A 22,357-nucleotide genomic window follows, 5' to 3' on the forward strand; every position below is an offset into this window, starting at 1 on the left:
CATATTGCGGTCACTGCAGGGCGGAGCGTGCGGACACGACGATCGCGATGCCTTCGGCTGCCAGCAGCACGACGCCGACCAGCGCAGCGACGAAGCCCGGCCCATCCGCGTTCGCGAGCCCGCCGAGGTCGAGAGCGGCGAACGTCGCGATATCGATGAACAGCATCCACACCCCGACGAGCAGCAGGCCCCAGCGCGCGAATCCGCCGACGGCACCGACGCGGGCGACCTCGATGCCGGCGACGAGCATGCCGAGCGTCAACAGCGTGCCGCCGAGCGGAAACAGCAGCTCGATGACGTTGCCGGTCATCGCGGCGATCGACGCGATCATCAGGATGGCGTGAGCGGCCGCGTACACGAACAGGCCGATTCGCGCCAGCACCGAGCGCCCGCCGACTCCACCCAGCGCGAGCAGCACGGCAGCGACCGCGAGGACCGCCGGAGGGACGAAGCCGAGCGGACTCTGCGGCAACAGGGATTGCAGGATCCCAGAACCGAGTTCGAGCGCGGCGCCGACCACGAGGGTGGCACCGCCCAGCAGCAGAAGACGACGCGTGGATGCGACGACTGGAGTAACAGGTGTAATAGTCATGACGCGAAGGTATGGCCGCAGACACCCCCGAGTCGGGTGGCGGGAACGATCTCCCGGGTCGAGGCGCCGATCGTCCCGACTCTGCGGGACACCGGCGGCGGAGCCCGGCCTCCGGGCAACCACTACCGTTGGCCGAAGCGAACCACGAAAGGCAGTGCGGATTGAGCGGACGACTGAGCCTCATCAGGGCGCGTTCGCGCTCGTGCCGTCTGACGCCCGATGAACGCTGACGAACAGGCGGCCCGCCGCATCGAACTGACGCTGCACAAGCCCTGGTTCGCGCTCTACGGCGGCGTCAAGCCGACGCTCGTGATCGGCAGGCGAGGTCAGCCGGCCCAGTGGGGAATCGGCACGTGGCAAGTGCCGGCAGGCGAGACGGTCGTCGTCGGGGTGTTCCTGTTCAACCGGTTGTGGCGCTTCGGCCGTGCCGAGTTCGCGCTCGAGCCGCATCATCCACCAGCGCTCGTGTACCGGGCGCCGGCGCTCCCATTCTTGCGCGGTCGCATTCGCACGAACGCGAGTTCAAGGCGCTGACCATCGCCGCCGCTGCGAGCACCGTGTCGAACTCCATGCTTGCGCCCCGACGCAGTTCAGCCGGCCGGACGTACCCAGACGTCCGCGATCGACGGGTCGTAATAGCTCGGGTCGTCCTGGTTCTCGAACTTGACCCGTACAACACCGTCCTCGTCCGCGTGCGCAGCCGGGACCACGAATTCATAGGTCTCCGTGCCTGCGCCACCGCCGTGGGCGAACGTGCGGAGCAGCACCTCCTCGCCGTCGACATAGACCTTGTAGCGCTTCACCTGGTCGCGGTCGTAGGTCTCAGTCGCCCGCAGGACGAACGACTCCCCCGCCGGCACCGCGACGTCGAACTCGAAGTACGAGAACGGGGTGAGGTGGCCGGCATAGCGCCTCGTCAGTCCCGCCTCGTCACTCGTGCCCGACGACGGCGATGCCGAGAGCGCGTGCACCTGCTCCGATGTGCCATCGCCGAGGTCGACGTGGTCGATCGCATCGTCCACAATCGCGTCGATCGCCACCCTGAGCGGACCGGAACCCGACGCGAGCGGTTCGCCGTCGCTGATGAACCGCGCGACCAGCCCGACGTCGGTGACCGCCTGCGCTGCATCGCGCGGCACCGCGACCGCGAAGGTCGCGGTCTGCGTTCCGCCCGCGGGCACGCTCATCGCCTGCTCACCGACCGGCTCCCAGCCCTCCGGCAGTTCGAGCACGACGACCCCGTCGGAGCCGACCGAACCCACGTTGCGCACGGCGACGGTCACGTCGGTGCGTCCGCCCGGGCGGACCTCGGCCGGGTCGGCTGTCACAGAGTCGATGAGCACCGGCGAGTCCACGGTCAATTCGAATGCCGCCCGGATCGACAGACTCGCGCCCGCATAGTCGAACGTGACGCGCGCCGATGCCGTGGTCGTGCCGGGCTTCTGTCGTTGCGGCACCGCGAGCGCGAACTCCGCCTGAGCGGACTGCCCCGCGTCGAGTTGATTCGCCAAGCGTGCCTGAACAGGGTCGACCGTCCAGTCGTCATCGAGGCCCGCGATCACGGAGCGGACGTTTCCGATGCGCTGGTCGCCCTGGTTCGCGACGCCTACCAGTACGGATGCGACGTCACCGGGCCGGAGCACATCCGCGCCGACCGTGGCATCCAGCGCTAGCCCGAGCAACGACGCGACCGCCGCGCCGGCGGCATCCGACGCGTCGGAAACAGCATCGACGAGCTCCACGGCCGCGTCGGCGTCGTCCTTCTTCAGCGCCGTGGCGAGCTCGTCGAGCGCCACCTCCGCGGCGGCGAGGTGTTGCGCCGCAGCGGTCGTTTCACCGGGGAGGGCGGCATCGAACGCCTCCGACGCGGCATCCGCGGCACGCTCGGCGAACCGCGCGAGACGGCCGGACAAGCCGCCGTTCAGTAGGCCGTCGGCCTCCAGCGACCTGATCAGGTCGGGCAGTGCCGACACCAACTCGATCACGGAGCCGATCATGCCGAGCCGCGGATCGGATGCGAATGCGTAGTCCCCCGAACCGATGACAACCCGCACGAGTCCGTCCTCGGCCGACACGTCGTGCACACCCTCGGCGTCGGCCGCACGAACGCCGCCCTCGGTGACGGCATAGGCGTTGGCGGCGGGAATCACCACGGTCGCCGTGCTGCCCACCGGCACATGCACGTCGAGCTGCAGCCGGTCACCGTCGCGTCGCCATGAACTCGACACCGGGCCGTACGGGGTCGACGTCGACGCGCTCGCGTGGTCGAGCTGCGTCGTGACCGCCGGTGCGATCGTGATGTCGCGATAGCCGGTTTCCTCGGATGCCTGGATGCCGGCGACGTCGTGGAAGAGCCAGTCGTCGATCGTGCCGAGGAAGTAGTGGCCTCGGGAACGAGCATCCAGCGCCCAGTGCTCCCACATCGTGGTCGCACCGTTCTCGATCATGTAGCCCCAGCTGGGATACGTCGTCTGCGTCGCAACGGCGTACGCCACGTCGGCGTACCCGTAGTCCGTGAGCACGGGGAGCAGGTACTTCGTCCCGAGCACGCCCGTGTTCAGGTGCATGCCCTTGGCCTCGATGTCGGCGACGATCGAAGCGGCGACTCGCTCAGCGGTCTCCTCGTCGGGCGTCAGCCCGAACGCAAGGGCGAGCACGTTGTGCGTCTGCCGGTACCCCCGATCGCCGTTGCCACGGTAGTGACTGCCGTCGTCCGCGAGGAATGCGGCGTTGAACGCCTCCTTCACGACGGCCGCGTCGTCGGCGAAGGCCGTCGCATCCGCGTCCTCTCCAAGCAGGTTCGCCGCCCGCTCCATCGTCCTGAGCATCGTGTACAGGTACGCCGTCGCCGAGACGCGGGTGTCCTCGGGCGCATTGCCGCCGGCCGGGCTGGCCTCGGGACTCACCCAGTCGCCGAGCCGCGGGTTGGATACGATCCCGGCTGCGCTGCGACCGAACTCGAGGTCGACGTAGCCCTTCATGCCGTCGTAGTACTCGGAGAGCACGCGCTCATCGCCGCCGTACTGGTACAGCCACCACGGGATCATGACGTACGCGGAGTGCCATGGGGGATTCACACCCCATTGACCCCAGTCACCCGAGCTCGGCGCGATCACCAGCGGTGCGCCGCCCTCGTCGCGCGTTTCGTGGACATCTCGGATCCACTTGGCGAACAACTCGTGCACGTCGAGGTTCAGCATGAACATCTCGGCGCCGATGGCCGCGTCACCTGTCCATCCGTTCTTCTCGAACATGGGGGTGTCCGTGGGGATGCTGTGGATGTTGTTCAGCATGGTGTCGACGACAGCACGGTGGGTCTGGTCGAGCAATGGATTCGCGCTCTCGAACGATCCTGTCTCCTCGGCGTCGGTGTGCACGACCTTCGCGGTGAAGGCCGACAACGGCGGCGCCTCATCGCCGGGCCATCCGGTGACCTCGACGTACTGGAAACCCTTGTACGAGAACCGCGCCTCCCAGGTCTCCGGCGCGCCGGTGCCGGCCAGCGTGAAGCGGTCGGTCTGGAACCCGGCGGCGAACCCTCCGTTGTTGGCCTGATTCACGGTGCCGTCATCGGCGAGCTTCTCTGCGTATCGCAGCTGCACGGTCGCCCCGGCGGCGCCTTCGGCCGTCACCTGGGTCCAACCCGCGATGACGCGGGGGAACTTCACGACATAGACCCCATCGGCGGGCTCGGTGATCTCCTCGGCCGGCAGCGACTCGGTGACGCGGATCGGCTGTTGGCGCATGTTGACGAGCACGCCCGACGGCCCCTCGACCTCGTTGGCCGACGTCCACGTATCGTCGTCGTATCCGACTGCGTCGAAGCCGTCCTTCGCCAGACGTGCGTCATACCGCTCGCCGGCGTACAGGTCGTCGAAGACGGTGGGGCCGTCTGCGATCGTCCACGAGTCGTCGGTGACAACTTCATCGACGCGGCCGTCGGCGTATTCGAGGTGCAGGACCGCCCGAACCATGGGCTCGTCGTGCCATGGCGGCGACTCCCAACGCCAGACGTTGCCACCCGTCATGCCGAAGAATCCGCGGCCGAGCTCGATGCCCGCGGCATTGACACCGGCGGCGAGCAGGCCGGTGACGTCGGCGGCGGCGTACTGCACGGTGTCGTCGTAATCGGTGAAGCCGGGAGTGAGCACGGCATCGCTGATGGGCTCCCCGTTCAGCGTCACGTCGGCGTAGGCACCCGCGGCGTAGTACAGGGTGGCACGGGCGAGGTCGGCGTCGACCTCGAACTCCTTCCGCAGCAGCGGGGCGGGGAGCACCCGTTCGGCCGGCGGCCGGACGCCGCTGCCCCACGGACCGGACCCGTAGGTGGCGAACACGGCGGCGTGACCCCATCCCGAGTCATCGAAGTCGGGGCTCTCGAAGCCCGGTTCGACGGTTTTGCTCGCCAGCCAGTCGTCGTCGGTCACGAACGTCTCGCTCGTGCCGTCGGCGTAGGCGATGCGCACCTTGGCGATCAGGCCGGCCGGCGTATTGCCACCGTTGACGGTGCGCACGGCGAAGACGTTCCCGTCGGGTTGAAGGGCCGACGTGTAGAGGTGCGATTGTTGCCATTCGTTCTCAGCGCCTTGCGTGCTGCCGAGCGAGGTGCCGTTCACCCAGAGCTCGAATGCGTCGTCCGCGGTGATGAGCACGGTTGCGTTGCGGGCGACCCGGCCGTCGCTGTCGTGGGTGAGTCGGAAAGCTCGGGCTTCGGCAGGGGCGAACGGCGCGTTCTGCTCGGGGGTCCAGATCCAGGAGGCCCCACTGAGCGTGAGTTGGTCGGATGCGTCGGGCCGCTCGTTTCCGATCCATGCGCTGTCGGCCCAGTCCTCATCCACGAAGAGTCCGGTCGTGAAGTGGCTGGTTGCCGTGGCCATGCCGGCGGTGGTCTCGGATGCCACGTCCCAGGTGTAGTGCGTCGCCGCCTCCAGCTGGGGGCCGTCATACTCCACGTCGAACGTGCTCGACGAGGGGACCGTGCCGCCGTCCCACACCACGTCGCCGGCTTCGAGTGCGTCGGCACTCTCGGCGACACGCACACGGTACGACTCCTGCGTGACGTCGCGCACCGACGCATCGATGATCCAGGAGAACCGGGGTGCATCGACGTCGATGCCGACCGGTTCGGGCTTGCGCTCGACCTCGAGAGCCTCGAGGCTGACGTCGTCGGCCGCCTGGGAGGGTGCGACGACGGCCAGGGGCAGGACGAGGCCGGCCACGACTGCGGCGATCAAGGGAATGCGCCGAGACAAGCCCTCGAGACGATGAGCGGACGGGTTCGGGGTTCGATGAGCACCGGCTTGGGGGCGCCACGGAATCCGGGAATGCGACATTGCATACCTCACGTTTGCACTCGAAATGAATCGATTCAGAAGATGTTCAGTCACCCTAACAGCACGCATCGGCGCGACGCTAGACCCATCGCGCACGAGGTGACCCCGCCCGCGGCATCCGTCGCGCTGATTCAGCCGTGGCACCTGCTGGATGCATCGCCCCGTCTGCCGCATCGGCGTAGCGTGTCCCGCGACGCAGTCGCCCTAGCCTGGGGTTGCCGGGAGGCAAGCTACGCCGGCGCGTACCTGGCGGCGATGATGCCAGAGTCGTAGGTCTGCACGCCGAGCAGTCGCAGGCCGACCGGGTGCGGCGTGCGCAGCCGGTCCTCGGCGTTCCCGACCAGGAACGGATGGATGCCCGCGTGGATCTCGTCGACCAACCCGGCGTCGACGAGCGCGGCGGCCAGCTTGCCGTAGCCGTGCGAGATGATCGACTCGTACTGGTCGCGGAGGCCCCTCACCGTCTCGGCCACGTCGCCCTCGATGAGGGTCGCGTTCCAGTCGAGCGGGCCCGTCAGGGTCGTCGAGGCGACGTACTTCGGGAGCGCGTTGTAGTGCGCGGCGAAGCCGCGGTCGTCGGTCTGCGCGGGCCAGTACTCGCGGAAGAACTCGTAGCTCTCCCGGCCGAGCAGCACCGCGTCGGCACCGAAGACGAGCTCGTCGGAGGCGTCACGGCGTGCCGGCGACCGCCTCCACGACCGCACCCCACGCCGCCGGCGGCAGTTCGTGCCCACCGCCGGGGAGCGCCACGAGCCGCGCCCCCGGGATGTCGCGCGCCAGCGCTTCCCCGTTGCCGATCGGGAACACCGGGTCGGCCGTTCCGTGCACCACCGTCGTCGGCACCCGGATCTCCCCGAGCCGCTCGCGCCAGCGCGGGGCATCCTCGAAGACATCCGCCCCGCCGCCGTCGCGGTGCATGTCGGCGACCGGCGCACCGTGTCGGTCCAGATGACGCGGTCGTGCGCCTCGTCGAACTCGTCGCCGGCGTAGTCGCGGTCGGTGTCCACGTGGTACTCGACCACGGCGTTCGGGTCGCTCCAGTCGGGCTCGGGCAGCGGGTTCGCCCACACCTCCTGCATCCGGGCGGTCGCACTGGGCAGGTCGGGATCGGCTTCGAACATCGTCGGACTGGTCGACACCAGGGTGAGCGCGCGAACCCGATCGGGGTGGTCGAGCGCGGCGAGCTGGGCGACCCATCCGCCCGCCGAGAAGCCGACCCAGTGCGCGTCGCTCGCGCCGGCCGCATCGAGCACCGCGAGCGCGTCCCCGACGGCGACCGGCAGCCCGTCGCGCCGTGTGCCGGGCGGCCCGAGCGTCGTCTCGCCCATGCCGCGCTGGTCGTAGCGCACCACGCACAGCCCGCGACCCGCGATCAGGTCGCAGAACTCCGGCCGCCACCAGTCCATCGAGGACTCGCCTCCGGCGACGAGCAGCACGACCGGATGCCGCACCGAACCGATCACCTCGGCCGCGATCTCGGCACCGTCGGGACGCGCGACCCGCAGCGCTCGGCGCGAGGCATCCGTTCGCTTCATGGGCACCATGTTGCTCGGTTCACGGATGTCCCGCCACGGTCGCTCTGCCGAAACTAAGCTCGACCGACCGCGTCGAGCTCCACCCTCGCCTCCAGCCCGAGGTACTCCCCGTACCGTGCCGCGGCATCCCGTATGGCCTCGAGCTCGCGCGCGTGCAGCGCGCGATGCGGCCGCACCGAGAAGGTGACCGACTTCGCATTGACCGTGCGCCTCATCGCAGCGACGAGCTGAGCATCCACGAGCGCCATGCCGATCGCAGACTCCCGCGCTCGCGGCACCATGCTTTCACCATCGATCACCCAGCGGGAGTCCTGGTACCCCCGGTACATCTCGTCGAGCACCTGCAGCAGGTGGCCGGCGGGCGACGCGGATGCCGGGACGTCGCTGGGCGCGTGCCAGAACGTGCGTCCGTCGTGCTCGAACGATGCGAGCCGGTCGGCGGCACCGGCGATCCCGCGCCGTACGCCAGTCACGGTGAGGGTGGCCCAGTACGCGAGGTCGCGCTCGGTGGCGGGTCCGTGCGACGTGAAGTAGCGCCGGGCGAGCTCGGTGAGCGCGTCGTCACGGTCGAGACGCCTCGGCGCGGGCACGCGATCGGCGAAGAGTGCGTAGGTGTGCTCGCCGTCGCGCGGCACGCCGCTGCACACCAGGCCGTGGAGCTCGAGATGCGCGAGCAGCAGCATGAGCTGCTGGCCGGTGAGTTCGAAGCCGCGATCGGCCAGGGCGGTGGCGAGGTCGGCTCTGGTGCGATCGGATGCCTCGCCGAGGATCGTCTCGACGGCGTCGGTGAGCGCGGTCATGCGGTCGGCCAGCGGCCGGAGTTGCTGGTCGACGGTCGGCAGCACGCGCGGCGCGGTGAGCTCGAGCAGCCAGTGCGCATCGTCGGCGTGCACGTAGTGCCAGGTCGGACGCAGCACGTGGGTGCGCAGCACACGACCGCTCGCGATCGCGTCGGCCAGGTCGCCTTGGCGCGGCGACGTCGTGCGGGTCGCTACCGCCCAGGCCGACTGCGACGGGTTCTCGGCCTGCACGGCCGCCAAAGACTGCACCACCTGTTCGGCACCGTCGGCCGGTGCGGCGAGCAGCTGCGAGTGCAGCCTCCAACGGGCGATGTCGCGGTCGGTGGTCACAGGCGATCTGCCGCGCGTGCATCCTCCAGGTGCGGTGCGCCGTGGCTCAGCACCTTGACCACGAGGTTGTGGCGCCGCAGCGCCCGGATGGTGCGCGCGACCTCGTCAGTCGTGGCGCCGAGGGCGCGCTCGTTCACGACGACGAGCACGTCGCCCGCCTGCAACGTCTCGAACAACCGGCCGAACCGCTGCTCCCACGTCAGCGAGCCCTCCGGCGCGGGGTGCCTGAAGTCGAGGATCGCGACGCCGAAGCGAGCCAGGTCGTTCCGCTGCTCGACGACCGGCGGCATGTCGTCGCGGGCGACGACGAGCCCGACCAGTCGCGAACCCTCGGGTCGCGCCTTCCACCAGTCCCTATTGCGCTGCAGCTCCTCGAAGCACTCGGGGCATCCGATCGCGTGGTGGCGGGGGTCATGCCCCACGGTCGCGGCCGTCGGGGCGGCCGCGGGTGTCGACCTGCCCGCCGTCGAATCAGTCGTCAGCTCACCCATGTCGCTCCTCCAGATCACCTCCCATTCTCTCGCGGCGAACGGCGTCGCGCGCGAGGCATCCGGCAGAAGACACTCGGCCGCGCGTCGCCGCCGTCTTGCTCAGCCGAACGTGAAGCAGTACGCCTCCACGCCGGCCTCGAGGAACTCGATCTCGAAGACGCGTTCGGTGATCCGCTCCGACTGGCGGATCAGTTGGTGCGTGTTCTGGTCGTTCACCACCCCGCTACCGTCGGCGTCCACGTCGCTCCCGTGGGCGCCGTGAACGGCATGGCCGTCGAGCGACACCCGGAACGGGATGGCGGCGCCGGCGGTGGCGGGCCCCATGACGAGGTTGACGTCGCGCGCGTGGAAGCTGAACCAGATCCGTCCGCCGGGAGCGTTCAGCACGGCGGCGTGCCGCCCCTGCGTCCAGTCGCCTGAAAGATCCCAGGTGTTGGGCAGCAGCCTGGTGGCTGCGTCGTAGACGTGAGGGCGGTCGTAGTACGCGGCATCCTCAGAGACGAATCCGCTGCTCTGGTCGTACCCGAGGTACGTCTCAGGGGAGCGCAGCGAATGCCAGTCGGCGGCGACCTCCAAACCCCGGGGATCGACCATCACCAGACCTTGGTCGATGTCCCGCGCCCCTGCATCGACGAGGAGCTGCTGGATCACCATCTCGGTTCGGGCGTACTCGCCCTCGCCGTATTGGTGGTAGCGAATCCGTCCTTCAGCGTCGGCGATGTACACCGCCGGCCAGTAGTGGTTCGCGAACTCGTCCCACACCCCGTAGTCGCTGTCGACGGCGATCGGGTAGTCGACGCCGAGGTTCCTCGAATGCGCCACCACGTTGCGCAGCTCCCGCTCGAAGCCGAACTCCGGGGTGTGCACGCCGACGACCGTCAATCCGGCATCCCCGTACTTCGCGGCCCACGCCTTCAGGTACGGGAGCGTGCGCAGCCAGTTGATGCAGGTGTAGGTCCAGAAGTCGACGAGGACGACACGGCCCCGCAGCCCCGCAGGCGTCAGGGGTTCGGAGTTGAGCCAGCTCGTCGCACGATCGAACGACGGGAGGCGCCCCTCGTCGGGAAGGACTTCGCGATCGCCGGCCAGCCTGTGGGCGATGGATCGGAACAGGCCGCTGCGGGCTTCCCGCGGCGTCGCCGCAGCGCCCGCGGCCTCGTCGGCGAGGTGATCATCGGACATGAGGGGCCTCCAACATGAAATCGGTTGACGCTCGGCCGGCCTTCACTCCAGATCGTCGTACTCGGACGCTCCATCGGCAAGGCCGAGTCGCCACCGGGAGTCGCGTCGTCGAAACCCGAACCTCGACCTAGCCGACTTCGCGCATGAACGCGTTGAGCTCGTCGGCCACGAGCCGGGGCTCCTCGAACGCCATGAAGTGCCCGCCGCGGTCGGGCGCCGAATACCGGCGGATGTCGCTCGCTGCCCGCTCGGCGATCGAGCGCGGGAACAGCGGCATGTTCCACTCGTGGCTCTGCGTCACCGCGACCGGGACCGGGATGGTCGGCCGCTTCCGGGTGGGCGGCCAGTCGAGATCCTGCCTGAACGACGTGCCGATCGAATCGGTGACCCAGTAGAGCGTCACCATGGTGCAGAGCGTGTCGCGATCGAAGCGCGATTCGAGGTCGCCGCCGCAGTCGCTCCAGTCCCGGAGCTTGTCGATGATGAAGGCGGCCAAGCCGGCGGGTGAGTCCATGAGCGCCGCCGCGATGGTGTCGGGTCGCGTTCCGATGATCGCGCCGTACCCGCCGTCCTCCTCGTTGCGCTCGTCTTCGGAATCGAGCCACGCCTGCTCGGCCGGCGTGATCGGCTCGTCGTACTCGGCGGGGAACGGGCCGTGGATGACGTGCAGTCCGGCGACCTCATCCGGGTACATGGTCGCGAGCCATCCGCATGCCGAGCCGCCGATGTCACCGCCGAAGGCGAAGTACCGCTCGTAGCCGAGGGTCTCCGTCATGAGGACGTGGAAGGCTTCGGCGACGGCCGCGCGGGTGGCCGGGCCGTCGGTGAGCTCGGACCACAGGTATCCCGGCAGCGACGGTATGACGACGTCGACGTCGAGCAGGTCGGCCAGCGGCAGCAGCTCGATGAAGGTGCTCGGCCAGCCGTGCGTCAGCAGGACGGGCGGCCGGGTCGCGTCACGACGGATGTGCATGAAGTGCACGCCGCGCTCGAGGAACTGGGGGTACGTGTTGAGCCTCGCCTCGGCAGCCCGCCAGTCGAACTCGTCGGCCCAGTACGCGACCAGCGAGCGCAGGTACGCCGGATCGACGCCGGCCCTCCACGCCTCCGCGCTCGGTTGCGTGTACCTGGTGCGTGCGAGACGCCGACCGCAGGTCGTCGAGCACTTCGTCGGGAACGGCGATCGTGAAGGCAGGCATGACGAGATCCCCTATCCGGTCAGGCGTCGTGCCCTCGTGCACCTGAGGGCGGAGTGCCGCCCTCGAGTCGGCCGACGAACATCGTCGAGTGCAGGTGCTGCACGTGCTCCCGCGCCATGTCGACCGCGGCCACCGGGTCGCGCGCCTCGAGCGCGGCCACGATTCGGGCGTGGTCCTCGTTGGCGGCGTGCAGCACGTCGATCGGGTACGGAATGAAGTACCTGTAGAGCTGGGAGAGCACCTCGCGGTACTGCTCCAGCGCCCACGTGAGACCGCTGGCTTCGGCGACGCCGACGTGGAAGCGCTCGTCGGCCCAGTGGTACTCGGTCCAGTTCTCTGCAGCCCCTGCGTCCGCCACGTGCTGCGCCAGCTGCGCGAGCTCGCCAGTCGAGGCGTGCACCGCGGCGTGATGCGTGAGCGCGCACTCGAGCAGGGTTCGCAGGTCGATGAGACGGTGCACCAGCGCGGCATCCGCTCGGTACGCCTCGACGGCCCCGTCGGGAACCGACGGTCGCACGCCCGTGACGAAGGTGCCGCCGCTGCGGCCACGGCGCCGCTCGACGGTGCCGTCCTCGGCCATGGTCTCGAGTGCACGCCGAACCGTGATCTCGCTCACGTCGAGGGCGGCGGCGATCTGTGCGTCGGGCGGCAGCTTCTCGCCGGCGGCCATCAGGTCGAGGTCGATGGCGAGTGAGATGCGCGCGCGCACGGTGTCGACCGCCGACATCCTCGTGATGCCGTTGAGCTCGGGCTCGGTCAGCGCGGCAGCGGCGGCCTCGGGGGCCGGCGTATCCGGCGAAGCGGTCGGTCGCGACGTTCTCACGATGATTACCCTACGCTGAGTCTTGCCTTATTCGATCATTATGATCTATTTTGGTCAGACCCCCATTCACACTGGAAGGTCGCTCGTGACTCGTATGCTTCGCATCGCCGCCCAGCAGGCGGCTCCGCTCCCGATCGGCGGCGAGTTCTCGCGCTTCGGCGACGAGGTCCGTGCGCTGGCGAGCCACGCCGACCTGATCGTCTATCCCGAACTGCACCTCTTCGGCTCCGAGACGTGGCCCGACGCCGAGCGGAACGCGCGGCTGCAGGCATCCGCCGTTCCGATCGACGGCAACCTCACGGACACCCTGGGCGACATCGCCCGGCAGGCGGGCGTCTGGCTCATCCCCGGCAGCATCTGCGAACGCGGCGAGCACGGCGAACTCTTCAACACCGCCGTGGTGTTCTCGCCGACCGGCGAACTCGTGGCCCGCTACCGCAAGGTCTTCCCGTGGCGGCCGTTCGAGCCGTACGATCCCGGCGACCGGTTCGTCACCTTCGACATCGACGGCGTCGGACGCATCGGGCTCTCCATCTGCTACGACGCCTGGTTCCCCGAGGTCACGCGTCACCTGTCCTGGATGGGCGCCGAAGTCGTCGTCAACATCGTGAAGACCACCACGCCCGACCGCGCGCAGGAGGTCGTGCTGGCGCGCGCGAACTCGATCGCGAATCAGACCTTCACGGTGAGCGTCAACTGCGCCGGCCCGATCGGTCGTGGCCTCAGCCTCGTCGTCGACCCTGAGGGCAACGTGCTCGACGCGGCAGACGACGCCGAACCGGTGATCCTCCTCGACACGCTCGACCTCGAGCGCGTCGAGTACGTGCACCGGCACGGCACCGCCGGCAGCAACCGGATGTGGTCGCAGTTCCTGCCCACCGACACACCGCTCGAACTCCCCCTCTACGCCGGCCGCATCGACCCCGAGCGCTGGCAGCCTCACCCGACCCCCACCACCGCCAACCTGCTCGGCTAGGAGACCCATGTCCACCCCCACCCCCACCCTCACGCGCACATTGCGACTGCCGTCGCTCGTGCTCTTCGGCCTCGCCTACATGACGCCGCTCATCGTGCTCGGGATCTTCGGCGTCGTCGCCGAGGTGACCGGCGGCGCGAGCGCATCGGCATACGTGGTGGCGCTGATCGCCATGCTCTTCACCGCGTCCAGCTACGGTCGCATGGCGGCTGCATACCCCGTCGCCGGTTCTGCGTACACGTACGTGCGCCGAACCATCGACTCCCGTATCGGATTCCTGGTCGGCTGGGTGGTGCTGCTCGACTACCTCTTCCTGCCGATGGTGATCTGGCTCATCGGCGCCGCGTACCTCGAAGCCCAGTTCCCCGGCGTGCCGGGCTGGATCTGGATCGTGGGATTCGTCATCGTCACGAGCCTGCTCAACATCCTGGGAATCAAGGTCGCCGACCGCGCGAACTACATCATGATGGCGTTCCAGGTGCTCGTGATCGGTGTCTTCGTCGCCCTCTCGGTCGGCTCGGTGATCGCCAACGACGGCATCGCCGGACTGGTCAGCGCGGCGCCGTTCGCCAACCCGACGTCGACATTCGGCACGATCACCGCCGGCGCTGCGATCGCCGCCTACTCGTTCCTCGGCTTCGACGCGGTCACCACGTTCACCGAGGAGACGATCGAGCCGAAGAAGACGGTGCCGCGCGCGATCATGCTCATCGCGCTCATCGGCGGTGTCATCTTCATCCTCGTCTCGTACGTGACGCAGCTCGTGCACCCCGGTGGTGAGTTCGCGGATGCCTCATCGGCTGCGTTCGACATCGCACTGACGATCGGCGGCAACGTCTTCGGAGCCGTCTTCATCGCAGGCCTCGTGATCGCGCAGTTCGCCTCCGGACTGGCCGCACAGGCATCCGCCGCGCGCCTGCTCTATGCGATGGGTCGCGACGGCGCACTGCCGCGCCGGGTATTCGGCTACATCAGTGCGCGCTTCCACTCGCCCGTGGTCAACATCGTGCTGATCGGCGTGGTCGGGCTCGTCGCGCTGTTCCTCGATGTGGCGACCTCTACGTCGTTCATCAACTTCGGCGCGTTCACGGCATTCACCATGGTGAACCTCTCGGTGATCGTGTACTTCTTCAAGCGCCGGCGAGAGGGCACGCACCTCAACGTCGCGCTCTACGTGGTGCTGCCCGTCATCGGCGCGATCGTGACCGCGTACCTCCTCACCCAGCTGGACGTCAATGCGATCGTGCTCGGCGTGAGCTGGCTCGTGCTCGGCATCATCGTGCTCGCGCTCGTCACGAAGGGCTTCCGCCGGCTGCCGCCCGAATTGACGATGGAGGAGGCCGATTCGACCGACCCGACGCAGCAACCCGCGCCCACCCCCGCCCGCTGAGCGGCAGAATCGGCCCCGTGCAACTCAGCCTGGCCCAGATCGACTCGGACGCCGATGTGGCGCGCAACGTGCGCCGCATCGGCGTCGCGGTCGAACAGGCCGCGGCAGCCGGTTCGACGCTCGTCATCTTCCCCGAGTACGCCATGTACGAGAAGCGGGCCGTCGACGCGACCTTCGCCGAGATCGCCGAACCGATCGATGGTGCGTTCGGACGGGAGGTGTCGACGCTGGCCCGAAGCCACGGTATCTCGATCGTCGCGGGGATGGTCGAGGCCAACCCCGCCGACCCGCGTCCGTTCAACACGCTCGTCGCGTTCGGGCCCGACGGCGGGCTCCTCGGTCGCTACCGCAAGATCCACCTCTACGACTCGGCCGGGTTCCACGAGTCCGCCTGGATCTCCCCTTCCGAGCGGTCGGGTGCCACGGTGCTCGAGGTCGACGGTATGCATCTCGGGTTGATGACCTGCAGCGACGTGCGACATCCCGAACTCGGCACGGCGCTCGCGAGAGCCGGCGCCGAACTTGTCGCGCTCTGCTCCTCGTGGGTTCCGGGCGACCAGAAGGTCGACCAGTGGCGAGTACTCGCTCGCGCCCGCGCGATCGAGAACCTCTACTTCGTTGCCGCCGTCTCCCAGTGCCCCCCGATCTCGATCGGCACGAGCCTGCTCGTCGACCCGATGGGCCGGATCGTCGCGGAGCTGAGCGACGATCCGGGGCTGCTGACGTTTGCCCTCGATCTCGACGAGGTGGCCCGCACGCGGGCCGCGGCGGCGGCGCCGCAGACGCGTTCGCCCCGCACATCCATATCGCCGCGCAGATGAATCGGGGTCTCGAATCGGCGATCAGCGGTCACGACGAGAGTCGGAACTCCAAAGAGACGAGCGCAGCGCGCGCCTGCTGCGGGTCCGAACCCTCGGCGACGGCGACGAGCGCCGCCCGCCAGGCTGCCGCGAGAACCCGGCCGAGAACAGGAGAAGCCGGAGCGGTACTCGCACTCAACATGTCGGTGAGGCGGTCGTGTCCTGCTCCCGCGGGCGGGTCTCCCAGGACGCGGAGGAAGCCCTCGCGGACGGCGAAGTCGAACCCGATCAGCAGCGCGGCCATCACGGCCGCGGAGCGATCCGACGTCGGCGCGGATGCCGCGATGGCGCCCTCCATCCGGTCCAGCAGGCGTTGCTCGACGTCCTCACGCACAAAGGCATACAGCCCGAGCTTACTGCCGAAGTGGTGGTAGAGCGCGCCCGTGGTGACCTCCGCTGCCGCCGCCAGCTCGCCGACCGTGACCTCATCGAAGGGGCGTGCCCCGAACTCCGTGACCGCCGCAAGCGCGAGCCTGCCCTTCGGGGAGGACGATATCGGAATCCACTCGCGCACACCTCCATAATGGCGTTATGCTGTGGGTAAATCCAGTTACGACACGGAAGGACGTGCCATGAAGCTCGAGTTCCTGTTCGTTCCGACTTCCGACCTGAGCGCATCGCTCGGCCTCTACCGCGACGGCCTCGGCTTCACCGAGGTGTGGCGCGAGGGCGACGCGACCGTTGCCCTCGCCCTGCCGGGCTCAGACGTGCAGCTCATGCTCGATTCCCACGACCCCGATGCCCCTATCGGGCCGCTGTTCGTCGTCGACAGCGTCGAGGCCTTCCACGCCGCCCGCCCCGAGACGCTCGCCGTGGTCGAAGCGCCTGGCGAGATCCCCGGCGGCTTCATGGCCACCTACCAGGATCCTGGCGGGGCCACCATCTACGTCATGGACCAGGCGACGGACTCCGCCACCGACTAGCACCCGCGTTCGCCGTCCGGGGTATCGAGAACGGCATCGACCGCACCGCGATGGAGACCGCTCACGCCTCACCGCGGAGTTCTCGGATCCACCGTCGCCGCTCGGCGAGCAGCCCCTCGATGTCGAGGACGCGCACGAGCGAGACCTCCTCGATCGCATGGCCCGTGGCCTCGATCACGATCGTGACGCCAGCCACGCGGCCGGCCGCCCGTGCCCGATGGCCGGTCGACCAGAGTTCGAAGGGCTCGGCCACGCCGTCGACGTTCACCTCGATGACCGCGTCGGGCGTCGGCGCATCGGGGACCGGCAATCGTGGGGGTTGGCCGGTTCGCTCGAAGGCTTCGAACGCCATGCGCTCGGCCACCACGGGCCTCGGCTCAGTGGCATCCACCAGCACGTCGACGCGCGGTAGGACATCGAGGTTGGGAAATGCCTCATCATTCCAGTCGGCGGGCAGGAACATGATCGATCTGGCACCGCTGCCGAACGACCACTCCGAGACCATCGCCCGGCCGGGCCATCCGCGAATCTCAAAGGCAGGCCGCTCTGCGAACGTGCGTCGCACCTCGTCGTCGCTTTGATCCATCACCGCCCAGAACTCGTCTGGAGTGAGCTCGCCCGCGAATTGCATGCGGTCACCTTGACGCAGAACGGATGCCCCGCACAAGAGTGCTGCGCGAGTGCCGTGGCTCAATGCGCCACGGCATCGAGCCACGCCCGCCACTGCAGATCGGCGGCATCAGCCGACGCTACCCGGCAGGCGTCGGCGCGACTCCGGCGGCGGCTTCGACCGCGGCGACCGCCTCGGCCGCCACCGCGTCGAACACGGCGACGTCGCGCTCGGCGCGCGCCAGCAGCACACCACCCTCGCTCGCGCCGATGAGCAGCGCCGCCAGGGATGCCGCACGATCGGCGCCCACGCCACCAGCGGCCAGCAGTTCGGCCAACCGTGATCGCCACGACCGGAACACCACGCCGGCGCGCTCGAGCAGGGCATCCGACTCGGCATCGACCGTGACGGCGGCGACGGCGCATCCCACGCCGAAGTCCGTCGCCGTCAGCAGGGATCGCCACATGCCGAGGAAACGCGATGCCACCTCGCCGGCGGAGAGGCCGTCGAACGCGGCGAGCTGCGCCAGCGAGCGGCCTCCGGCCGCCTCCACAGCGGCGTGCACCAGCTGCTCCTTGCCCTGCGGGAAGTGGTGGTACAGCGACCCGCGTGGAGCCCCGGATGCCTCGAGCACCTCGGAGAACGAGGTACCGCGCGATCCGTGCCGAGCAACGAGCAGGGCGGCACTGTCGATCATGCGGCGGCGAGTGTCGGTGGCCATGCGCCCTCCTCGGGACCCTTGACTATGATGCTCGTCATAGCATATCATTATGACACTCGTCATAATCGACCTGAACCGGGAGTTTCGCCATGCCGATGATCGACCTCTACGCCCCGCTCGGCACCTTCGCCGACGTGCACCACGTCGCCGCACGGGCGGCGAGCATCGTGAAGACCGTCGAGCAGGTGCCCGACATCCCGATGTTCCGCAGCAACACCGCCGCATTCGTGCACGAGCTCCCACCGGCGGCGATCTCGGATGCCGCGGGGGCCGGCGACCACGTGCGCGTGCAGGTGCTGACGAACGCCGGCGCGCTCGATCGCGAGAAGCAGCTCGCGGTCGTGGCCGAGCTCACGGGCCTCGTGGTCGAGGCATCCGAGGGTCGCATCCCTGCGGAGCGGGTCTGGGTACTGCTGACCGAGGCGATACCCGGCGGATGGGGGTTGTGGGGCCACGCCCACACGAACGAGGAGATCGTCGAGGCGGCGCGTTCCGAGATCGGGCGGCTGCAGGCGGGCGGATGACGCCGCGCATCCCACCGGGTGCGACGATCGACGCATGCGTTCTCCCGAGCCCATCGACCTCGACACCATCCGCACCCCGCGACCCCTGGTCGTCACCGAAAGAAGGGGCTGATTGGTGTCGAGCTGAGGATCGCCCTCTCCGACGAGGGCTTGACCATCGCCACAGGGGACTCACCGGAGTTGCTGGTGCCCTGGGATGAGATCGAGTCGGTTGCGGTAGAAGCCGATGACGTCATGGGCGACGTTCGGCGAATCCTGACGTTCGAACATGTATCGGGCGAGTTCTTCGAGATCCCCGACCAGGCCGACGGGTGGGAGCGGGCGATCGCACACCTGGGCGACCACATGGATCTTCTCATGGACATGCCGCTCCAGGCCTCTCGCGTGGCCGGCCCTGGAACCGCGCCGATCGAGCTCGCCCGTCGCCGAGAGGTGCGTTCTATCCACTGACGAAATGAGCGACCTGCTCGACGACGAGCACGAACGCGAGCACGACCATCGCGCCACCTGAGACGCGGGAGATGATGCGCATGGCGGATGGCCGGGCTCGGAGCACCGCCCTCGCGCTCATCCCCACGACCGAGTAGACGAGCGCGCAGCTCCCCACGAAGATGAGGCCGAGCACGGCGAGCTGCACCGGAATCGGCCAGCCGCCCGCCGCGTCGGTGAACTGCGGCAGCAGTACGACGAGGACGAGGAGCCCCTTCGGGTTCAGCCCGCTGACGCCGGCGCCCTGGGCGAGTCGCAACCACGGCCGATCGCTGGCTCCTTGAGCCGAGCCACTGGCCCCGCCCGCATCGCCCGCGACGACTGCCGGCGGCTGCCTGAGCACGCGGATCCCGAGGAACGACAGGTAAGCCGCTGCCGCGAACGTGAGCGCGATGAGCACCCACGGCAGGGCGGCGACTGCGGCGCCGACGCCCACTGCGACCGCCGTCACCGCCGCGAGGTACCCGACGAGGATGCCCCCGAGCGACGGCAGGATGGTGCGCTCACGGGTGCCCGCGGCGATGATGTACGCCCAATCCGGCCCGGGGACCAACACCATCAGCGTCATCATGCCCCAGCACGCGAGCAGCAACTGCACGTCCATCGCAGGCCTCCCCTCGTTCGATACGACGAACATAGGCAAGTTCGACCCAAATAGGCTTCCAAGTTTCTCCTCCAACGACGCCTCCCGTGGAAGAATTCACCCATGGACGCCATCGATCGGAGGATTCTCACTGAGCTGCAGCTGGACGGGCGGCTGAGCCTCACGGACCTCGCTTCGCGCGTGCAGCTGAGCATGTCGCCGACCCATCGTCGATTGCACGCGCTCGAGGCATCCGGAGCCATCACGGGGTACCGGGCCGTCATCGACCCCGAGGTGGTCGGGCTCGGGTTCGGAGCGCTCGTGTTCGTCACGATGGAGCAGGCGAACCGAGCGACGATCCCCGCCTTCGATGCCGCCGTGGCCGAGATTCCCGAGGTGATCCAGGCGCTGCGACTCTTCGGCGATCCCGACTACCTGCTGCGCGTGGCCGTGCCCGACCTTCCTGCGTACCAACGGCTGTGGGACGAGCGGCTCTCCGCGCTGCCGGGCGTTCGCCGCGTCGAGTCGACCCTGGTCATGAAGGCGATCGTCGACGACCGACCGCTACCGATCTGACGCCGGAAGCCGACCGATCATCGACGGCGTCAGGTCTCTCGCTCTCCGCGGGTCCGAGGGGTGAGGCGGATGACCGGAATCTGCCGGTCGGTGATCCGCTCGTATCTGGCGAATCCCGATGCCTGGGTCGTGATCTGACGCCAAGCGTTGTCGCGATCTGCGCCGTGGAGCTGCTCGGGGGTGACCTCGACGCGCTGTCCGGCGAACTCGACCCGCACTCGGTCGGGGTGTGCCGCGAGGTTGTAGTACCACGCGGGATTCCGCGGGCCGCCGCTTGCTGACGCCACGATGAGCTTCGTGTCGCCCTCGGCGGGGAACCATCTCACCGGAGTCATCCGCTCGAGGCCCGTCTTCTTCCCGACCGTGACGAGCACCAGCTTGTCGCCAGGCCTGGTGCCTTTCCGGCGGATGCGGTCGGCCATCCGCTGGTTGCCCCACCGCTCGAGCCGATTGTGGCCGGGCTGGCGGGCGCCTCGGGTCCCGTTCGGAGTATCGAATGCCATGGCCTCGTCCCCTCCAGACGACGATCATCCTCTCAATCATGGCGCGATTCAGAAGATGAGGGTGGCCTGTCGCGTCGCGACCTCAGCCCACGTGCCGGTTGCGCGCCGCCCAGTCGGCGGCGTTCATCGCCTGCTCCCGAGTCAACTCGGTGGTCCCTCTGGTCGACGCCCTGACGACGTGCGAGCGCGGCTCGACGAGAATCGAAGGATGAGCAGCACGGATCGAGGCAACGACTACGACGCAGACGTCGCGGTGATCGGCCTCGGCGCGATCGGCTCGAGCGCCGCGTGGCGGCTCGCCGCGCGCGGCCTCGACGTGCTCGGGTTCGAGCAGTTCGAGCCGGGGCACGCGTGGGGTGGTTCGACCGGCAAGACTCGCCTGTTCCGGGTCGCCTGCCTCGAGCACCCCGGCCTCACGCCGATCGCGCGTCGCGCGCGCGAGCTGTGGCGCGAGCTCGAGACGTCGAGCGGGGAGCGGCTGTTCTTCGAGACGGGCGGCCTGATGATCGGCCCGCCCGACTCGCACATCATCGAGGGCACGCTGCGCGCCGCCGACGCCCACGATCTGCCCGTCGAGCGACTCGACGCCGACGAGATCGCGCGGCGCTTCCCGGCGCGTGCGCGTCTGGACCCGGGCGACGTCGGAGTCTGGGATCCGGAGGCCGGCCTCGTCCGCCCCGAAGCCGCGATCGTCGCTGCGGTCGACGCCGCCCGCGCGGCCGGCGCCCGCATCCACACGAACACGCACGTCATCGAGGTCGAGCCGGACGACGACGGCGTCACGATCCGCACCGACGACGCCGAGTACCGCGTGCGTCACGTCGCCGTGACATCCGGCCCGTGGATCACGCGCTTCGTTCCCGAGTTGCCGCTCACGCCGCATCGCGTCGTGATGACCTGGTTCCGCGCCCGCGACGGGCGAAACGCCAACCTCGACGTGCTGCCGGTCTTCATCCGCAGCGTGCCCGGACGCGACACCTGGATCTGGGGCCACGGCGCGATGCCGGGCATCCACGCAGGCGATTCCGATGGCTTCGACGACCTGGACGGCTTCGACGTGAAGGTGGGGCCCGACTTCGACGGACCCTTCGCCGACGACGACCCCGATGCGATCGACCGCGACATCCACCCAGGCGAGACCGACGAGATCCGCGACCTCGTCGCGGCGACGTTCCCCGACGTCGATCCAGAGCCATCTGGCGTGACGACCTGCATCATGACCCACTCGCCCGACAGGCAGTTCGTCGTCGGCCCGACCGCACACCCCCGCGTCGTCGTCGGCGGCGGATGCTCCGGCCACTCGTTCAAGCACGCCTCCGCGCTCGGCGAGCTCGTCGCCCAGTCGGTCGTCGGCGAACAGGCGTTCACGGATGCCGGGTTCCTCGACCCGCGGCGGTTCGCCTGAGGATCGCGAAGCACATCTACGGCCCCTCGGCGACCTCCTTGATCACCATCGGTCGGCGGTCAGACTCGCAGTTCGAGCGGCGTTGAGACCTAGGATCATCGCATGCCGCGCAATCCCGACATCCCCGACGCGTTCGACGTCTACACGGTCGTGGTCCTGCGGCGACCGGCGGATGCGCCGGAGATGTCGGATGCGGAGCTCGACGCGCTCCAGGCACGCCACCTCGCCTATCGCTCCGAGCTGCGGCGACGGGGCCTGGTGGTCGTGAACGGGCCGTTCGACGAGCAGAGCGACCCGTCGTATCGCGGGATGTCGATCTTCGCCTGCGACCCCGCAGAGGCCGCACGGCTGTCGGACGGCGACCCATCCGTGGTGGCAGGGCGGCTCGCGTACGACGTGATGGAGTGGTGGGTCGGCGCCAACTCGCTCGCCTTCCCACTCGCCGAGCACGCAGTCGGCGACCGCCGCTCGATGCCCGACGACTGACGAGCGGCGCCGTGGATCCGTCCCGA

General features: G+C 69.0%; 24 protein-coding genes and 1 pseudogene. 10 read left to right on the forward strand and 15 right to left on the reverse strand.

The annotated features are described in order from the left end of the window. Positions 1 to 10: 10 nt before the first annotated feature. The gene (locus ASG80_RS04950; protein ID WP_156401659.1) at positions 11 to 592 is read right to left on the reverse strand and encodes a hypothetical protein; all 582 of its coding nucleotides are present in this window, start codon (positions 590 to 592) and stop codon (positions 11 to 13) included. Positions 593 to 811: 219 nt separating this feature from the next. On the opposite strand from ASG80_RS04950, the gene ASG80_RS04955 reads away from it, so the two are divergent. Continuing rightward, a complete protein-coding gene (locus ASG80_RS04955) occupies positions 812 to 1,126 on the forward strand; it encodes a hypothetical protein (protein ID WP_056729060.1) in 315 nt (104 codons plus the stop codon). A gap of 56 nt (positions 1,127 to 1,182) precedes the next feature. On the opposite strand, the gene ASG80_RS04960 is transcribed toward ASG80_RS04955, so the two are convergent. From ASG80_RS04960 to ASG80_RS04990, 9 genes and pseudogenes are all read right to left on the reverse strand, one after another. Further along, positions 1,183 to 5,826, reverse strand: a complete 4,644-nt coding sequence (locus ASG80_RS04960) for a family 78 glycoside hydrolase catalytic domain (protein WP_056729061.1) — start codon at positions 5,824 to 5,826, stop codon at positions 1,183 to 1,185. Positions 5,827 to 6,155: 329 nt separating this feature from the next. Then, on the reverse strand, positions 6,156 to 6,659 hold the full coding sequence (locus ASG80_RS24355) for a dihydrofolate reductase family protein (protein ID WP_235508190.1): 504 nt from the start codon (positions 6,657 to 6,659) through the stop codon (positions 6,156 to 6,158). Then, entirely contained in the window at positions 6,595 to 6,843 is a 249-nt protein-coding gene (locus tag ASG80_RS24360) for an alpha/beta fold hydrolase (protein WP_235508191.1), read from the reverse strand. The genes ASG80_RS24355 and ASG80_RS24360 overlap by 65 nt, the downstream gene beginning before the upstream one ends. A gap of 143 nt (positions 6,844 to 6,986) precedes the next feature. After that, a pseudogene (locus ASG80_RS24705) lies at positions 6,987 to 7,469 on the reverse strand (alpha/beta fold hydrolase); the annotation flags it as partial. 44 nt (positions 7,470 to 7,513) lie between these two features. Then, positions 7,514 to 8,590, reverse strand: coding sequence for a winged helix DNA-binding domain-containing protein (locus tag ASG80_RS04970; protein ID WP_056729063.1), 1,077 nt, complete (start codon positions 8,588 to 8,590; stop codon positions 7,514 to 7,516). Then, positions 8,587 to 9,081: a dehydrogenase gene (locus ASG80_RS04975; protein ID WP_056729064.1), complete on the reverse strand. Its 495-nt coding sequence runs from the start codon at positions 9,079 to 9,081 to the stop codon at positions 8,587 to 8,589. Before ASG80_RS04975 ends, ASG80_RS04970 begins: the two co-directional genes overlap by 4 nt. Positions 9,082 to 9,180: 99 nt before the next feature. After that, positions 9,181 to 10,263: a redoxin domain-containing protein gene (locus tag ASG80_RS04980; RefSeq protein ID WP_056729065.1), complete on the reverse strand. Its 1,083-nt coding sequence runs from the start codon at positions 10,261 to 10,263 to the stop codon at positions 9,181 to 9,183. A 127-nt stretch (positions 10,264 to 10,390) separates the two neighbouring features. Continuing rightward, positions 10,391 to 11,470, reverse strand: a complete 1,080-nt coding sequence (locus ASG80_RS04985) for an epoxide hydrolase family protein (RefSeq protein ID WP_369816223.1) — start codon at positions 11,468 to 11,470, stop codon at positions 10,391 to 10,393. Between the two features lie 11 nt (positions 11,471 to 11,481). After that, positions 11,482 to 12,285, reverse strand: coding sequence for a FadR/GntR family transcriptional regulator (locus tag ASG80_RS04990; RefSeq protein WP_200952498.1), 804 nt, complete (start codon positions 12,283 to 12,285; stop codon positions 11,482 to 11,484). A 94-nt stretch (positions 12,286 to 12,379) separates the two neighbouring features. On the opposite strand from ASG80_RS04990, the gene ASG80_RS04995 reads away from it, so the two are divergent. From ASG80_RS04995 to ASG80_RS05005, 3 genes are read left to right on the forward strand one after another with little or no spacing between them, the layout of a single operon-like run. Then, the gene (locus tag ASG80_RS04995) at positions 12,380 to 13,261 is read left to right on the forward strand and encodes a carbon-nitrogen hydrolase family protein (protein ID WP_082589773.1); all 882 of its coding nucleotides are present in this window, start codon (positions 12,380 to 12,382) and stop codon (positions 13,259 to 13,261) included. A 7-nt stretch (positions 13,262 to 13,268) separates the two neighbouring features. Next, positions 13,269 to 14,651 (forward strand): APC family permease, encoded by a 1,383-nt coding sequence (locus ASG80_RS05000; RefSeq protein WP_056729066.1) that lies wholly within the window; start codon positions 13,269 to 13,271, stop codon positions 14,649 to 14,651. Positions 14,652 to 14,668: 17 nt separating this feature from the next. After that, positions 14,669 to 15,472, forward strand: a complete 804-nt coding sequence (locus ASG80_RS05005; protein ID WP_056729067.1) for a carbon-nitrogen hydrolase family protein — start codon at positions 14,669 to 14,671, stop codon at positions 15,470 to 15,472. Positions 15,473 to 15,500: 28 nt separating this feature from the next. Here ASG80_RS05005 and ASG80_RS05010 read toward each other — a convergent pair whose 3' ends face one another. Continuing rightward, positions 15,501 to 16,025 carry a TetR/AcrR family transcriptional regulator gene (locus ASG80_RS05010; protein WP_056729068.1) on the reverse strand — a complete coding sequence of 175 codons (525 nt, stop codon included), beginning with the start codon at positions 16,023 to 16,025 and terminating at the stop codon, positions 15,501 to 15,503. Between the two features lie 58 nt (positions 16,026 to 16,083). Between ASG80_RS05010 and ASG80_RS05015 the strand changes: the two genes are divergently transcribed. Further along, positions 16,084 to 16,434 carry a VOC family protein gene (locus tag ASG80_RS05015; RefSeq protein WP_056729069.1) on the forward strand — a complete coding sequence of 117 codons (351 nt, stop codon included), beginning with the start codon at positions 16,084 to 16,086 and terminating at the stop codon, positions 16,432 to 16,434. A 61-nt stretch (positions 16,435 to 16,495) separates the two neighbouring features. On the opposite strand, the gene ASG80_RS05020 is transcribed toward ASG80_RS05015, so the two are convergent. Next, positions 16,496 to 17,065: a hypothetical protein gene (locus ASG80_RS05020; protein ID WP_056729070.1), complete on the reverse strand. Its 570-nt coding sequence runs from the start codon at positions 17,063 to 17,065 to the stop codon at positions 16,496 to 16,498. A gap of 118 nt (positions 17,066 to 17,183) precedes the next feature. Beyond that, positions 17,184 to 17,765, reverse strand: a complete 582-nt coding sequence (locus ASG80_RS05025; protein ID WP_056729071.1) for a TetR/AcrR family transcriptional regulator — start codon at positions 17,763 to 17,765, stop codon at positions 17,184 to 17,186. An 89-nt stretch (positions 17,766 to 17,854) separates the two neighbouring features. Between ASG80_RS05025 and ASG80_RS05030 the strand changes: the two genes are divergently transcribed. Both ASG80_RS05030 and ASG80_RS05035 read left to right on the forward strand, forming a co-directional pair. Beyond that, positions 17,855 to 18,289, forward strand: a complete 435-nt coding sequence (locus ASG80_RS05030; protein WP_056729072.1) for a hypothetical protein — start codon at positions 17,855 to 17,857, stop codon at positions 18,287 to 18,289. 186 nt (positions 18,290 to 18,475) lie between these two features. Beyond that, on the forward strand, positions 18,476 to 18,739 hold the full coding sequence (locus ASG80_RS05035; RefSeq protein WP_162256597.1) for a hypothetical protein: 264 nt from the start codon (positions 18,476 to 18,478) through the stop codon (positions 18,737 to 18,739). Here the strand turns inward: ASG80_RS05035 and ASG80_RS05040 are convergent. Next, complete coding sequence (locus ASG80_RS05040) at positions 18,729 to 19,382, reverse strand: LysE family translocator (RefSeq protein WP_056729192.1); 654 nt, start codon at positions 19,380 to 19,382, stop codon at positions 18,729 to 18,731. The two genes, ASG80_RS05035 and ASG80_RS05040, sit on opposite strands and share 11 nt — an antisense overlap. 102 nt (positions 19,383 to 19,484) lie before the next feature. Here ASG80_RS05040 and ASG80_RS05045 point away from each other — a divergent pair, with 102 nt between their 5' ends. After that, positions 19,485 to 19,937, forward strand: a complete 453-nt coding sequence (locus tag ASG80_RS05045; RefSeq protein ID WP_056729074.1) for an Lrp/AsnC family transcriptional regulator — start codon at positions 19,485 to 19,487, stop codon at positions 19,935 to 19,937. A 29-nt stretch (positions 19,938 to 19,966) separates the two neighbouring features. Here ASG80_RS05045 and ASG80_RS05050 read toward each other — a convergent pair whose 3' ends face one another. After that, positions 19,967 to 20,440: a nitroreductase/quinone reductase family protein gene (locus ASG80_RS05050; protein ID WP_082589796.1), complete on the reverse strand. Its 474-nt coding sequence runs from the start codon at positions 20,438 to 20,440 to the stop codon at positions 19,967 to 19,969. Positions 20,441 to 20,648: 208 nt separating this feature from the next. Between ASG80_RS05050 and solA the strand changes: the two genes are divergently transcribed. Further along, positions 20,649 to 21,845, forward strand: coding sequence for an N-methyl-L-tryptophan oxidase (gene solA / locus ASG80_RS05055; protein ID WP_056729075.1), 1,197 nt, complete (start codon positions 20,649 to 20,651; stop codon positions 21,843 to 21,845). Positions 21,846 to 21,947: 102 nt separating this feature from the next. Further along, a complete protein-coding gene (locus ASG80_RS05060) occupies positions 21,948 to 22,331 on the forward strand; it encodes a YciI family protein (protein WP_056729076.1) in 384 nt (127 codons plus the stop codon). Positions 22,332 to 22,357 lie beyond the last annotated feature (26 nt).

It is taken from the genome of Agromyces sp. Soil535 (assembly GCF_001428255.1).
Classification (GTDB): domain Bacteria; phylum Actinomycetota; class Actinomycetes; order Actinomycetales; family Microbacteriaceae; genus Agromyces.